At 68.9% G+C, this 13,816-nt stretch carries 11 protein-coding genes; 3 read left to right on the top strand and 8 right to left on the bottom strand.

What is annotated here, in order from left to right; all coding sequences use genetic code 11:
* Window positions 1–2: 2 nt before the first annotated feature.
* A complete protein-coding gene (locus HWX58_RS06625; RefSeq protein ID WP_250646136.1) occupies window positions 3–1,130 on the bottom strand; it encodes an alkaline phosphatase family protein in 1,128 nt (375 codons plus the stop codon).
* A 43-nt stretch (window positions 1,131–1,173) separates the two neighbouring features.
* Between HWX58_RS06625 and HWX58_RS06620 the strand changes: the two genes are divergently transcribed.
* Window positions 1,174–3,618, top strand: coding sequence for a DNA gyrase/topoisomerase IV subunit A (locus HWX58_RS06620; RefSeq protein ID WP_175986231.1), 2,445 nt, complete (start codon window positions 1,174–1,176; stop codon window positions 3,616–3,618).
* Window positions 3,619–3,641: 23 nt separating this feature from the next.
* Here the strand turns inward: HWX58_RS06620 and HWX58_RS06615 are convergent, their stop codons facing one another.
* Window positions 3,642–5,732, bottom strand: a complete 2,091-nt coding sequence (locus HWX58_RS06615) for a DNA gyrase/topoisomerase IV subunit B (RefSeq protein ID WP_175986230.1) — start codon at window positions 5,730–5,732, stop codon at window positions 3,642–3,644.
* A gap of 182 nt (window positions 5,733–5,914) precedes the next feature.
* Between HWX58_RS06615 and HWX58_RS06610 the strand changes: the two genes are divergently transcribed.
* On the top strand, window positions 5,915–6,133 hold the full coding sequence (locus tag HWX58_RS06610; protein ID WP_175986229.1) for a DUF7455 domain-containing protein: 219 nt from the start codon (window positions 5,915–5,917) through the stop codon (window positions 6,131–6,133).
* A 49-nt stretch (window positions 6,134–6,182) separates the two neighbouring features.
* Here the strand turns inward: HWX58_RS06610 and HWX58_RS06605 are convergent, their stop codons facing one another.
* Window positions 6,183–7,202, bottom strand: coding sequence for an alanine racemase (locus HWX58_RS06605; protein WP_175986228.1), 1,020 nt, complete (start codon window positions 7,200–7,202; stop codon window positions 6,183–6,185).
* Window positions 7,203–7,907: an alanine racemase C-terminal domain-containing protein gene (locus HWX58_RS06600; protein ID WP_250646135.1), complete on the bottom strand. Its 705-nt coding sequence runs from the start codon at window positions 7,905–7,907 to the stop codon at window positions 7,203–7,205. It lies immediately after the preceding gene.
* A 98-nt stretch (window positions 7,908–8,005) separates the two neighbouring features.
* Between HWX58_RS06600 and HWX58_RS06595 the strand changes: the two genes are divergently transcribed.
* Window positions 8,006–9,031, top strand: a complete 1,026-nt coding sequence (locus tag HWX58_RS06595; protein WP_175986227.1) for a sugar-transfer associated ATP-grasp domain-containing protein — start codon at window positions 8,006–8,008, stop codon at window positions 9,029–9,031.
* A 22-nt stretch (window positions 9,032–9,053) separates the two neighbouring features.
* Here HWX58_RS06595 and murJ read toward each other — a convergent pair whose 3' ends face one another.
* The 4 genes from murJ to HWX58_RS06575 all read right to left on the bottom strand — a co-directional run bounded on the left by murJ (window position 9,054) and on the right by HWX58_RS06575 (window position 13,701).
* Window positions 9,054–10,637 (bottom strand): murein biosynthesis integral membrane protein MurJ, encoded by a 1,584-nt coding sequence (gene murJ, locus HWX58_RS06590; RefSeq protein WP_250646134.1) that lies wholly within the window; start codon window positions 10,635–10,637, stop codon window positions 9,054–9,056.
* The gene (locus tag HWX58_RS06585; RefSeq protein ID WP_175986589.1) at window positions 10,637–11,329 is read right to left on the bottom strand and encodes a coenzyme F420-0:L-glutamate ligase; all 693 of its coding nucleotides are present in this window, start codon (window positions 11,327–11,329) and stop codon (window positions 10,637–10,639) included. The genes murJ and HWX58_RS06585 overlap by 1 nt, the downstream gene beginning before the upstream one ends.
* On the bottom strand, window positions 11,329–12,597 hold the full coding sequence (locus HWX58_RS06580; RefSeq protein WP_175986226.1) for an RNA polymerase sigma factor: 1,269 nt from the start codon (window positions 12,595–12,597) through the stop codon (window positions 11,329–11,331). Before HWX58_RS06580 ends, HWX58_RS06585 begins: the two co-directional genes overlap by 1 nt.
* 159 nt (window positions 12,598–12,756) lie before the next feature.
* Window positions 12,757–13,701 carry a proteasome assembly chaperone family protein gene (locus HWX58_RS06575; protein ID WP_175986225.1) on the bottom strand — a complete coding sequence of 315 codons (945 nt, stop codon included), beginning with the start codon at window positions 13,699–13,701 and terminating at the stop codon, window positions 12,757–12,759.
* Between the last annotated feature and the right edge of the window lie 115 nt (window positions 13,702–13,816).

Genomic DNA, 13,816 nt, shown 5'->3' with positions numbered 1-13,816 from the left:
CTTCAGGTTGCGAAAGCACCCCTGCGGATGAACGGCACCTGCCGCTCCTCCGGCGTGACCGATCCGTGCTGACCGATCATGCCGCGTGAACGCTGGTCCTCAGCCGTCCCGTCGTAGAAGGCCTTGTTGCCGCGTGCGGCGACGAGCAGGTCGCCGATCCGCGCCTGCGCGGCATCAGTCACCTCGGCGCCGAAAAGTCCGGCCGCGATCGCCTCTGCGCGCGAGAGGACATCGGCGTCGCCCTCGCTGAGGACGCGCCAGCGCTCCAGTGCGGCGGCGGGATCGGCGTCGGGCTCAAGATAGACGTGGAGCATCCGCGGCTCGCCGCCGATGTGACGGACGCCGTCGAGGCGGCCGTCGCCCTCGTCGAGAACCACCTGGCGGTGCGCGGGCACGTCGACCATGCCGTGATCAGCGGTGATGAGGACGCCCGCACCCGCAGGAGGACGCGGCGCGAGCGCCTGGTCGACATCCTCGAGCGCCGCGATCCACTCCGGCGAATCGACGCCGTACCGGTGCCCGGCCTTGTCGATCTCCGGCACGTAGCAGTAGATGAGCGATCCCGGGACGTCCGCCGCCAACTGGTAGGCGACGCTCAGGCGCTCGGCGGCCGAGGCGACCCCCACGAACTCGGCGCCGCGGAGGGTCGCCTGGGAGAATCCGCTGCGAGCATAGGCGGCCAGTCCGATCGCGTACGCGGGGTTCCCGCCTGCCGCAGCCGTCTCGAAGATCGTTGGGCGGGGCTGCCAGGCGAGCGGGTCGATGTGATCGCTCTCCCATCCGGAGAGCAGGTTCACCAGGCGGTCGCGGGTTCTGTCGAGCACGCGGTAGCCGACGAGACCATGGCTGCCGGGGTCGGCACCCGTCAACAGCGAGGTGAGGGCCGAGGCCGTCGTGCTCGGGAAGACGGAGTGCGCGACGTCCTTCCGGCCCACTCCCGCCGTCAGCCGACGGGCATGCCCCGCATGCGCGCGCAGCTGGATGGCGCCCAGCCCGTCCACGACGACGATCACGGCAGAACGCGCCGGTGCGAGGGATCCCGTCCCGCCGCGCAGAGCACCGACGAGGTCGGCCGCCACCCCGCTGATATGCCGGGCCGTGGCAGAGGTGATCGGTAGAATCGATGACACCCGAGTCAGTCTTTCACAGGCTGCGCGACGTTCCAGGAAGTCCATGCCCCGCACCGAATCAGCCGAGCCCGTCGAGGAGCGCATCCAGGACATCGACCTGGAAGGCGAGATGCAGGGCTCGTTCCTCGAGTACGCCTACTCGGTGATCTACTCCCGAGCACTCCCCGATGCACGCGACGGCCTCAAGCCCGTGCAGCGCCGCATCCTGTACCAGATGGCTGAGATGGGTCTGCGTCCAGACCGCGGGCACGTCAAGAGCGCCCGCGTCGTCGGCGAGGTGATGGGAAAGCTGCACCCGCACGGCGACTCGGCGATCTACGACGCGCTCGTGCGCCTGTCGCAGGACTTCGCGCTGCGCGTCCCGCTCGTCGACGGTCACGGCAACTTCGGCTCGCTGGATGACGGACCGGCGGCGTCCCGCTACACCGAAGCGCGTCTCGCGGCGTCGGCGCTCTCTCTCACCGAGAGCCTCGACGAGGATGTCGTCGACTTCGTGCCCAACTACGACGGCCAGTTCCAGCAGCCATCGGTTCTGCCGGCCGCATTCCCGAACCTGCTCGTCAACGGCGCGAGCGGCATCGCCGTCGGCATGGCCACGAACATGGCCCCGCACAACCTCATCGAGGTCGTCGCCGCGGCCATCCACCTGCTCGAGAACCCGGATGCCACAACGGAAGAGCTCATGGAATACGTGCCGGGCCCGGACTTCCCGTCCGGCGGCATCCTCATGGGCCTCGACGGTGTCAAGGACGCCTACGCGAACGGCCGAGGCGCGCTGCGCGTGCGCGGCAAGGTGTCCGTCGAGCAGATCGGCCCGCGGCGCACCGGCATCATCGTGACCGAGCTGCCCTACATGGTCGGGCCGGAGCGGCTGATCGAGAAGATCCGGGATGCCGTCCAGGCGAAGAAGCTGCAGGGCATCAGCGACGTCAACGATCTGACCGACCGGCAGCACGGTCTGCGCGTGCAGATCGGCATCAAGACGGGGTTCGACCCGAACGCCGTCCTCGAGCAGCTGTACCGGCTGACTCCGCTGGAGGACTCCTTCAGCATCAACAACGTCGCCCTCGTCGACGGGCAGCCCCGCACGCTCGGGCTCAAGGAGATGCTGAGCGTCTACGTCGGCCACCGCCTCGAGGTGATCACGCGTCGCAGCCGCTTCCGCCTGGCGCGCCGTGAAGAGCGTCTGCATCTCGTCGAGGGGCTCCTGATCGCGATCCTCGACATCGACGAGGTCATCCAGGTCATCCGCTCCTCCGACGACTCGGATCAGGCGCGCAGTCGACTGCGCCAGGTGTTCGACCTGTCGGAGCTGCAGGCCGAGTACATCCTCGAGCTGCGGCTGCGCCGACTGACGAAGTTCTCCCGCATCGAGCTCGAGGCCGAGCGTGACAAGCTGCAGGCCGAGATCGCCGAGCTGCGCGAGCTGCTGGCGAGCGAGCAGCTGCTGCGCGCCCAGGTCGCCAGGGAGCTGGATGCCGCCGCCGAGGCGCATGGCACGCCCCGGCGCACGCTGCTCCTCAACGCCGCTCCCCCGAAGGCGCGCAGCACCAAGGGGCCGGTCGACCTGCAGATCGCCGACAGCCCGACCGTCGTGGTCCTGTCCACCACGGGGAAGGCCGTGCGCGTCGATCTCGCCGACGGTCAGGTGCTGGCACCGGCGGCCCGCCGCAGCAAGCACGACGCCGTCCTGGCATCGATCGCGACGACGACTCGCGGCGAGATCGGTGCGGTGACCAGCGCAGGCCGCGTGCTGCGCTTCTCCCCCGTCGACCTCCCGTCCGTGCCGTCGTCGTCGGTGCACCTGTCGGCCGGCGTCGCCCTGCGCGACTACATCGGCTTGCTCGACAAGAGCGAGCGCGTGATCGGCCTGCTGCGCTTCGACGACGACACGCCGTACGCGATGGGCACGCGCACCGGTGTCGTGAAGCGGATCGTGCCGAGCGCCCTTCCTGTGCGCCCGGAGGCCGAGGTCATCGGGCTCAAGGCCGGAGACGCCCTCGTCGGCGCGGCATCCGCCCCGGACGCGGCCGAGATCGTCTTCGTCACCTCGGATGCTCAGCTGCTGCACTACTCGGCATCCGCCGTTCGCCCGCAGGGCGGGCCGGCCGGTGGCATGGCCGGCGTCAAGCTGGGCTCGGGCGCGGACGTCATCGCCTTCTCCGTCGTCGCGAACGCCGAGGACGCGATCGTCGTGACGATCTCGGGCGCGGACGGCACGATCGCCGGGACGGATGCCGGACGCGCGAAGGTCTCGTCCTTCACGGAGTTCCCCGCCAAGGGACGCGCGACCGGCGGTGTCCGTGCGCACGCGTTCCTCAAGGGCGAGGATCGGCTGCGCCTCGCGTGGGCCGGCCCCGCCGATGCCCTCGCCGTCGGAACGGACGGGGCCTCCCGCACCCTTCCGGAGTCCGGTGCGAAGCGCGACGGATCCGGTCAGCCGCTGGACGCCGTCATCGGTTCCGTGGGGACGCAGCTCGGCGCCTGAGCCTCACGGCCTGCGCCCGCAGCTCAGGCGTCGATCGACTCGCGCGAGAGCTGGTCGGACGATTCGATGATGAACTCGCGCCGCGGGGCGACCTCGTTGCCCATCAGCAGCTCGAAGACCCGGCCGGCGGCCTCGGCATCCTCCATCCGCACACGGCGGAGCAGGCGGCCCGACTTGTCCATCGTGGTGTTCGCGAGCTGGTCGGCATCCATCTCGCCGAGGCCCTTGTACCGCTGGATCGGCTCGTGCCAGCGCTTGTTCTGCTTGCGCAGCTTCGCCAGCAGGGTATGCAGCTCCTGCTCGGTGTACGTGTAGATGGTCTCGTTGGGCTTGGAACCGGGGTTGATCACGATCACCCGGTGCAGCGGCGGCACGGCCGCGAACACGCGGCCCTCCTCGATCAGCGGACGCATGTAGCGGAAGAACAGCGTGAGCAGCAGCGTGCGGATGTGCGCGCCGTCGACGTCGGCGTCGCTCATCAGGATCACCTTGCCGTAGCGGGCCTGCTCGATGTCGAAGGTGCGTCCGGAGCCCGCTCCGATCACCTGGATGATCGCGGCGCACTCCGCGTTGGAGAGCATGTCCCCGATCGACGCCCGCTGTACGTTGAGGATCTTGCCTCGGATGGGCAGGAGCGCCTGGAACTCGCTGTTGCGGGCGCGACGGGCCGTCCCCAGCGCCGAGTCGCCCTCGACGATGAACAGCTCGCTGCGGGTGACGTCGCTCGAACGGCAGTCGACGAGCTTGGCGGGCAGCGACGAGGATTCCAGCGCGTTCTTGCGCCGCTGGGTCTCCTTGTGCGCACGCGCGGACACACGCGCCTTCATCTCCGAGACGACCTTGTCCAGCAGCTGGCTGGCCTGGTTCTTATCGTCGCGCTTGGTGGAGCTGAACCGGGCGCCGAGCTCCTTGCGCAGGACCTGGGCGACGATCTGACGGACGGCGGGAGTGCCGAGCACCTCCTTGGTCTGGCCCTCGAACTGCGGCTCGGGAACCTCGACCGTGAGCACCGCGGTCAGCCCCGCGAGCACATCATCCTTCTCGAGCTTGTCATTGCCGACCTTCAGACGCCGCGCGTTCTGCTCGACCTGGGCGCGCAGGACTTTCAGCAGCTCCTGCTCGAAGCCCTGCTGGTGCGTGCCGCCCTTCGGCGTGGCGATGATGTTCACGAACGACCGGGTCACCGTCTCGTACCCGGTTCCCCAGCGCATCGCGAGGTCCACGCGGCACTCGCGCTCGACCTCGGTGGAGACCATGTGCCCATCCGGCTGCAGGACCGGAACCGTCTCCTTGAAGGTTCCGGAGCCCTGGATGCGCCAGGTGTCGGTGATCGGCGGGTCGATCGCGAGGTAGTCCACGAACTCGGAGATCCCGCCGTCGTAGTGGAACGACGTCTCCTTCACCTCGCCGCCCTCGGCGGTCTCGCGCTCGTCGCGGATGACGAGCTCGAGTCCCGGCACGAGGAATGCGGTCTGGCGGGCTCGCGTCTCGAGCTCGCCGCGCTGGAACGCCGCGTCCTTGGTGAAGATCTGACGGTCGGCCCAGTACCGCACACGGGTGCCGGTGACCCCGCGGGGCGCCTTGCCGACCACGCGCAGCTCGCTGCTCTTCTCGAAGGGCGTGAAGGGCGCATCCGGGCGCTTCTCGCCCGAATCCTGGAAGAGACCCGGCTCACCGCGGTGGAACGACATCGCGTACGTCTTGCCGCCGCGGTCGACCTCGACGTCGAGCCGTTCGGAGAGAGCGTTCACGACCGAGGCGCCGACGCCGTGCAGACCGCCTGAGGCGGCGTACGAGCCGCCGCCGAACTTCCCGCCCGCGTGCAGCTTGGTGTAGACGACCTCGACGCCGGTCAGACCCGTGCGCGGCTCGATGTCGACGGGGATGCCGCGACCGCGGTCGTGCACCTCGACGCTGCCGTCGGGGTGCAGGATGGTGTCGATCCGCGAGCCGTTGCCGGCGACGGCCTCGTCCACGGCGTTATCGATGATCTCCCACAGGCAGTGCATGAGGCCCGGCGAACCGTTTGACCCGATGTACATGCCTGGGCGCTTGCGGACCGCTTCGAGCCCTTCAAGCACCTGAAGATGGTGGGCGGAATACTCGGCGGTCACAAGGATCGATTCTATTCGCGCATGCACCTGCCGGCCCGCAGACACTCCCCTGTGCGCCTGGACCCGGGCCGCCGCGTACGCGGTGAGCGAAACACGCCGTCTTCCGGGCATGACTCCCAGCCCGGCGTGGTTGTATTGAGCACATTCCCGAACGACAAGCCGATACCCGAGGAGGCACCCAGATGAACGCGACAACCGAACGTGAGACCTCCACCGTCGAGTACCGACTGACGGCCATGGACCGTTGCGACTCGTGCGGTGCGCAGGCGTACATCGCCGCAGAGGTCAACGGCTCGGAGCTCCTGTTCTGCGCCCACCACGGGCGCAAGTACGAGGAGAAGCTCCGCAGCATCGCCACGTCGTGGCACGACGAGACGGCTCGCCTGGTGGATGCCGTCTGACAGACGCCGTCGATCGCAGATCCGACGCCCGGGCCGCAGGCTCCGGGCGTCAGCTGTATCTGCGGGGAACCAGCGGCGACACGCGGGTGAGGATCTCCTCACCGACCGTGTCGATGCGCTCGGCCAGGTCGGTCGCGCTCGCGGCGTCCCCGCCGAAGACGGTGACGCCGTCGCCTGCTGAAGCCCCTGCCCAGCCGCTGAGTTCTGTCCAGGTCCCGTCCACGCGCAGGATCCGCGGCGCGTCCGGTCCGCCCAGGACCGCACCGGCCAGATTCGAGGGCAGCCCGTCCAGCGCTCCCACGTCGATCCTCACGCGATCGTCCTGCACGTCCACGATGTCGGCACGAAGCGATGCGGCGGGCCTGATGCCATCGAGTTCGGGGCCGTCCGCGGAGCGGACGCCGTAGCAGAAGGCGCCGATCCGGCTCAGCGTGCCGCGCAGCTCGGGACGCGCCCAGGATGCGGCGGATGCGGTCAGGTGCAGGTGCTCCGGCGTCCCGCCGGCGTCCCGGAGGACGGCGACGGCGTGGGCGAACTCGCCCCGCGCGGCGTCGTCCTCGTCATCACTCGCCTCCGCGAGATGACTCCACACCCCCGCGACGTGGAGCAGACCGGCATCCTCGGCGCGCCGCGCCTCGATGACGACATCTGCCCAGTTCTCGGGCCGGATGCCATTGCGATGCAGCCCCGTGTCGATCTTCAGGTGGACCAGGGCACGGCGCCCGCTCCGCTCCGCCTCGTCGATGACGCGTCGCAGATACCCGGCTGTGCCGACACCGAGATCGACGCCGGCTCGGATCGCCTCGGCGACCTCATCGGCCGACGACGTCTCCCACGCGAAGATGCGGACGTCGGGCAGAAGGGCCCGGACCCGTAGCGCCGACGGCACGTCGTAGGACCCGATCCAGCGCGCGCCGACGGTGTGCGCCTCCCGCACCGCCCACTCCAGGCCGTGCCCGTAGGCGTCGTCCTTGGTGACGAGCATCATCTCGCCCGGCGCGACGCGCGCCATGACGGCCCTGACGTTGTCGCGGAAGATGCTCGTGCTGATCTCGAGGCGCGCGGGCATTCAGTCCTCCTCGGTCCTCGTGGCGTGGAGCCCTGCAGCGCAGGCGAGTTCCGCTGCAGTGAGCCCGGTCGCCGACATCCACTCCGCGAGGAAGCCTCGCGCAGGGCCCGCGCCCCCGAAATAGGTCACCTCGTCGCCTTCGTCAGCTGAGGCATCCGGCGACTCCAGGTCGATCACGCACACGTCCATGGCCACGCGCCCGACGATCGGGTGCGCACGCCCGTTCAGTTCGACGTGAGCGCGGTTGCCGAGCGCCCGCACGACGGCCTGCGCGTATCCGCCCGTCACGAGCGCGACCGTCGTGTCCCGCTCCGCGCGGTGCGTGTAGCCGTAGGAGACGGCCTCGCCCAGGCGCAGCGGCTTGGTGGACATCACCCGCCCGGTCAGGCGCATCGCCGGGCGCTGGTGCGTGCCGGTCTCGGCCGGGAAGCCGTACAGCACGGCCGGGTCCATGTCCGGCTCGGCGGTCACGCTCGCGCTGAGGCCCTCGGCGCTCAGCATCCGCACCGCGTCCTCGTCATCGACGCGCACGCTGTCCGCACCCGCGAGCAGCACCTCTCGCGCCACGGTGAGCAGGCCGTGCCCGTACGCGTCCCTGCGCAGATCGGCGACGCGGCCGCCGTCTTCCACGAGGCTCTTCGCGTGTGCGGCCAGGACCGAGCGGGAGATCACGGCGCGCGTCGCCGTGCTGCGAGGAATGACCACCCGTCGAGTCTACGGGCCCTCGGCTGCGCGGCCTGTGAAGAGGTTCCGCAGGAGCGGTCCGCCTAGAATGGAGAGTCCGCGACGAATCTGGAGAATCAATGCCTGCCCAGGGCCTCGGCGTCATGCCCCGCCTGCGATACCTCATTGACCGCGCTCGCCGCATCGATGTCGGATCGGTGTTCGAGCGCGCCCGCGAGGTGCGCGATCAGCACGGCAAGGCTGTTCCGCTCGTGGTCGTCGACATGCTCTGGAGCGCTGCGTCCAAGAACGTCGGGTTCCAGGACTACGTCGACTACGACTTCGCGATGCTGACCGCCGCCGAGCGCGCGACGTACATGACACACCCGGTGTCGAACCAACTCTCGCAGCGCTACGACGCCGAACCGTACCGTCACATCTTCCACGACAAGCTCGAGTTCAACCGCCGCTTCGACAAGTACCTGCGCCGCGAATGGCTCGAAGTGACCGCCGGCAACGCCGCGGAGCTCGAGGAGTTCACCCGCAAGCACGGCACGATCATCGCCAAGACCCGCATGGGGCAGGCCGGCAGCGGCGTCAAGCGCTATCACGCGGCCGACGTCTCCGACTGGGCCGGGTTCCACAGCGGACTGTTCGAGCGCGGCGAGGTCGTCATCGAGCAGGTCATCTCGCAGCACGACGACCTCGCGGCCGTCTGCCCGGAGACCGTGAACACCACTCGGGTGACCGCGTTCTTCGACGGGCAGAAGACCCACATCCTCGCCGTCGCGCAGAAGTTCGGCCGCGGCGAGGTCAGCGATCAGATGTCCTTCGGCGGCTTCTACACGATGCTCGACCCCGAGACCGGTCACGCCCGCTCGGCCGGCTACGACTCGCACGGCCACGTGCACGTCGACCACCCAGACTCCGGATTCCGCATCGCCGATTTCCAGTTGCCGCTGTTCGACGAGGTGGTCGCGTTCGTCGACACCGTCGCGCGCGTCGTTCCCCAGATCCAGTACGTGGGCTGGGACATCGTCGTGGGCCCGGACGGCCCTGTGCTCGTCGAGGGCAACTGGGGTGCGGGCGTGTACGAGAACAAGCCGTCGGTTTCGGGAATCCGCACCGGCAACAAACCCCGCTACCGCGCAGCGATCGGGTTCTGACCGCTCCGGACGGCTGCTCGCGTCAGCGGCGGCGCAGCATCCGGATCGCGGTCGTCAGCTCCGGCACGCGGAACAGCGCCAGCAGCGCGACGAACACGATGCCCGTGACACCGGCGATGAGCGCCGCTCCCAGCGCCCCCTGCAGCATGCCGTCGAGCATCCAGCCGTCGACACTCCCCATCAGCAGGAAGAGCCCCCACCCCGCGCCTGCGGCCGGAATCGCGAGCAGGACGAAGCGTCCGAGGGCCAGCATCGTGCCGCCGAGACCGAACGAGCCGAACTTCCGCCTGAGCATGACCGCCGCGATGACGGTCTGAACCGTGCTCGCCACCGATTGAGCGAGCGCGACCATCGCCGCACGCTGTTCGAGCGGCGTCGTCACGGCGACCACGAGAGTCAGCACGACGAGCAGCGCCGCCTGGATGAGTGTGTAGACGAACGGAGTGCGCGCGTCGCCGTAGGCGTAGAACGTGCGCTGGACGATGAAGAGGACGGCGAGGGGCAGCAGGCTGACCAGGTAGGCGAGGAGGACGGGCGCTATGAGCACCGCCTCGTCGGCCGAGCTGCTGAAGATCCGCGCCGCCGGGACCGAGGCGACCGCGATCGCGGCCGTCGCGACGATCACCAGCAGCCCGAGGATCCGGATCGCCTGTCGGGCCGTCTCGCGCAGCTCCTCGTGCTTCTCGGCAGCCGCGTGCTCGCTGATCCGGGTGAAGTACGGAGTGCCGATTGCGAGGACGATCGTGGAATAGGCGACCATGAAGACGAGCCAGGTGTATTGGGATGCCGCGACAGAGGCGTTCTCCCCCGACGCGGGAGTGATCACCCTGGACTGCACGAGCCCGACCACCTGACCGGCGAGCGTGGTCAGGAACGTCCAGAACGCGAGCTTGCCCATGTGGCCGAGGCCCATGCCGCGCCATTGGAAGTCGAGTCGCAGCGGGATGCCGATCCGGCGCCAGAACAGGAGCAGCACCACGGTCTGCGCGACCACGCCGAGGGTCGCCGCCCCCGCCAGCAGCGTGATCATCTCCGTGCTCCAGCCGTTGAGACCTGCACGGCTCTGGCCGAACAGGACCATGAACAGTGCGAATCCGGCGATCGAGACGATGTTGTTGATGATCGGCGCCCACGCGTACGGGCCGAACACGCGGCGGGCGTTGAGGATCTCCCCCAGCAGCGCGAACATCCCGTAGAAGAACAGCTGGGGCACGCACCAGTACGCGAAGCGGACCGCCAGGGCCGACTGCTCAGGGCCGAAGCCCGGGGCGTACAGGTCGATCAGCAGCGGCGCTCCGATCGTCGCCACGAGCGTGATCGAGCCGACGATGATCGTGCCGAGGGTCAGCAGTTTCGCGAGGAAGGCATGGCCGCCGTCCTTCTGCGCACTGGCCCTGACCACCTGAGGCACGATCACTCCGGTGAGGACTCCGGCGGAAATGACCTGGTAGATGCTATTCGGCAGCTGATTCGCGACCGCGAATGCGTCCGACGCCTTGCCGACGGAGCCGATCGCCGCCACGAGCACGACGGCGCGCAGCAGACCGGTGAGCCGGGACACCAGGGTCCCGGCTGCAATCACAGCGCTGGCGCGTCCGATCCCCATCAGGCGGCGCGGATGATGCCCATCGGGGTCGACTGGTGCCCCTGTCCGAGCGGATTGTCCTTCAGGATGCGCACCAGACGATCCTCGCCGGCACGATCGAGCGTCGAACCCAGGATGTTGCCGCCGAGGTCGTTGATGTCGACGACGGCGACGTCCGCCTTCCCGCCGATCAGCGTCTTGACGTGAGCGGCGACGCCCTTCGGGTCGGTCGGACCCAGGACGACGGCCTGGTTGTAGGGCGGGATCGTCCCCGAGGTCGGGCCGTCGATCGCACGGGCCTTGTCGCCGGCGATGCGGTAGAAGTCCCCCTTGCGGCCGAACGCCTTCGTGAAGGCGGCCACGGCTGCGGCGAACAGGATGCGCGGCGTGCCGCACTCCCGCAACGCCATCTCCATCGTCTCCGGCATGCCGAGGCCGATCCCGTGCGGAGTGCGCGTGACGTACTTCGAGAGGAACAGCGCGAGCCTCCGGGGCTGGATCTCGTCGAGGCGGTAGGAGCGCCCCTGCGTGATCGCGACGATCTTCTCGGTGACGAAGAGGATGTCCCCCGGCTCGACCGCGTCCGCGGCGTACTCGGTGATCACGGCATCCAGGTCGTCATCGGGCATGACGACCCTAGTCTTCAGCGGGATGCGCGCGTAGCTCGTGCCGTCGACGCTCGCTTCGAGCGCCTTGCCGTCGTTCGGCTGCATCACTCGAGGTAGTCCCGCAGCGACTGCGAGCGGCTCGGGTGGCGCAGCTTCGCCATCGTCTTCGACTCGATCTGGCGGATCCGCTCGCGCGTGACGCCGAACGTGTCGCCGATCTGGTCGAGGGTCTTGGGCTGGCCGTCGCCGAGGCCGAAGCGCATGCGGATCACGCCGGCCTCGCGCTCGGAGAGCGAGTCGAGCAGCTGCTCGAGCTGACGCTGCAGCATCGTGAATCCGACGGCATCCGCCGGGACCACGGCCTCGGTGTCCTCGATGAGGTCACCGAACTCGCTGTCACCGTCCTCGCCGAGCGGAGTGTGCAGCGAGATGGGCTCACGGCCGTACTTCTGCACCTCGACGACCTTCTCGGGCGTCATGTCGAGCTCGCGGCTGAGCTCCTCGGGGGTGGGCTCGCGGCCCAGGTCCTGCAGCATCTGCCGCTGAACGCGGGCGAGCTTGTTGATGACCTCGACCATGTGCACCGGGATGCGGATCGTACGGGCCTGGTCGGCCATGGCGCGCGTGATCGCCTGACGGATCCACCAGGTCGCATAGGTCGAGAACTTGAAGCCCTTGGTGTAGTCGAACTTCTCGACGGCGCGGATGAGACCGAGGTTGCCCTCCTGGATCAGATCCAGGAACTGCATGCCGCGGCCCGTGTAGCGCTTGGCGAGCGAGACGACGAGGCGGAGGTTCGCGCCGAGCAGGTGGCTCTTGGCGCGCTGACCGTCGCGGGCGACCCACTGCAGGTCGAGCCCGAGCTGGCTGGTCTTCTCGGCCGCCGACATCGCCGACAGCTTCTCCTCGGCGAACAGACCCGCCTCGATGCGCATCGCGAGCTCGACCTCTTCGGCCGCGTTCAGCAGCGCGACCTTTCCGATCTGCTTCAGGTAGTCCTTGACCGGGTCGGCTGTCGCGCCGGTGATCTGGGTCGAGTAGACGGGGACGTCGTCCTCGTCCTTCGAGGTCAGGACGATCGCGCCGGTGGGCAGCGGCTCGGTGAAGACCGGCTTCTTGTCCTCCTCCTCGGAGTCCTCGGGAACGACGTCGGCCTCGGCCTGAGCCTGATCGACGATGTCGTCCGCCTTCTTGCGGCGTGCGGGAGCCTTATTGGCCGCCGGCTTCTTCGCCGCGGCAGGCTTCTTCGTGGCTGTCTTGTCGGCGGCGGCCGTCTCTTCGGCGGGGGCCGTCTCTTCCGCGGCTGCGGCGTCGACGTCAGGCTCGGCCGTCGTCTTCTTCGTCCGGGTGTTCTTGGTCGCGGCAGGAGTCACGTTTCGCCTTTCACGGGGCGGGCGCGCAGCCCCGGGACATTTCGGACACTAGTAAGACCCTTGTCAAGTCCGCAGCGCAAGCGCGGGCCATTGACAATGGGTCGGATAACCAGTATCGCACACGAATCGGGCGCAGGACGCATCCGACCGGAACTCGGCTCAGGAGCGAGGGCGCTTGTCGTCGTCGCCGGGCGGGCGGGTCGCGAGATAACGTTCCAACTCGGCCGCCAGTTCGTCTGCGCTGGGAAGGTCGCGCTCGTCGAAACCGCCCTCGTCGAAGCGGTCGGCGTCCTCCGGGTCGCGCCCCGCCATGTAGGCGTCGTAGCGGTTCTCGAGGGTGTGCACCATCTGACGCAGCTCGTCGTTGCCGGCGACCTGCTCGTCGACCTTGGCGAGGAACTCCTCCCGGCTCTCGCGCAGGTCGTCGAGCGAGAGGACCAGGCCCGTCGCTCCCATGACGCGATCGGCGGCCGCGATGACCGCTTCCGGGTTCTCGGTGTCTGCGAGATAGTGCGGCACGAGGAGGACGAATCCGACCACGCGGTCGCCCCGCTCGGCGAACCGGTACTCGAGAAGGTGGCCCGCCGTCCCCGGGACCTGCGTCCGCGGGCGCCATACCGACAGGCTCGCCGTGATCTCCTTGCGATTGCCGCTGACGGTCGTGCTGATCGGGCGGGTGTGCGGCACCGGCATCGCGATCGAGTGCACCCAGCTGACGCCTGACACCTGGAATTCGTCGGCGAAGTCGAGCACGCTCTGCGCGAAGGCGTTCCACGCGAAGTCCGGCTCGTATCCGGACAGGAGCAGGAATCTCTGCCCGAGTGTGTCGTGCGCGATGGAGAGTTCGAGCCGGGCGGGGCGGAGCTCGGTGAGGTGGTCCTGCTCGAACACGAAGATGGGGCGGCGCGCCCGGTAATCCAGGAGCAGGTCGTTGTCGTACACGGCGACCGGCTGCGGGTCCGCCACGTCGCGCAGGTGGTCGATCAGACCGGATACGGCGCTGCCGGCATCCGTGAATCCGGTGAGCAGGATGACCAGGGGCAGTCCCTGCGGGACGGCGGGCGCGTTCGCGACGCGTTCGTACAGCTCTCCGGAGACGGGCATGCCTCCATGCTACGAGCAGGAGCGGACGCGGGGCGCGCCGCGGTCTTGCTCACAGCGAACAGGCCTGGGGGCGGCCCCGCGGCGGTGCCTAGGATGGAGGCATGACGCTTCCTGC

Source organism: Microbacterium tenebrionis, assembly GCF_903645325.1.
Lineage (GTDB): Bacteria > Actinomycetota > Actinomycetes > Actinomycetales > Microbacteriaceae > Microbacterium > Microbacterium tenebrionis.
The sequence above is the reverse complement of the archived record's forward strand: the minus strand, read 5'-3'. Positions and strand labels throughout refer to the sequence as shown.

Excerpts from the sequence above, each read along its gene's own strand:
- HWX58_RS06620 (WP_175986231.1), top strand. The coding sequence starts at position 1,174 with ATGCCCCGCACCGAATCAGCCGAGCCCGTCGAGGAGCGCATCCAGGAC.
- HWX58_RS06610 (WP_175986229.1), top strand. The coding sequence starts at position 5,915 with ATGAACGCGACAACCGAACGTGAGACCTCCACCGTCGAGTACCGACTG.
- HWX58_RS06605 (WP_175986228.1), bottom strand. The coding sequence starts at position 7,202 with ATGCCCGCGCGCCTCGAGATCAGCACGAGCATCTTCCGCGACAACGTC.
- HWX58_RS06595 (WP_175986227.1), top strand. The coding sequence starts at position 8,006 with ATGCCTGCCCAGGGCCTCGGCGTCATGCCCCGCCTGCGATACCTCATT.
- murJ (WP_250646134.1), bottom strand. The coding sequence starts at position 10,637 with ATGGGGATCGGACGCGCCAGCGCTGTGATTGCAGCCGGGACCCTGGTG.
- HWX58_RS06585 (WP_175986589.1), bottom strand. The coding sequence starts at position 11,329 with ATGCAGCCGAACGACGGCAAGGCGCTCGAAGCGAGCGTCGACGGCACG.
- HWX58_RS06575 (WP_175986225.1), bottom strand. The coding sequence starts at position 13,701 with ATGCCCGTCTCCGGAGAGCTGTACGAACGCGTCGCGAACGCGCCCGCC.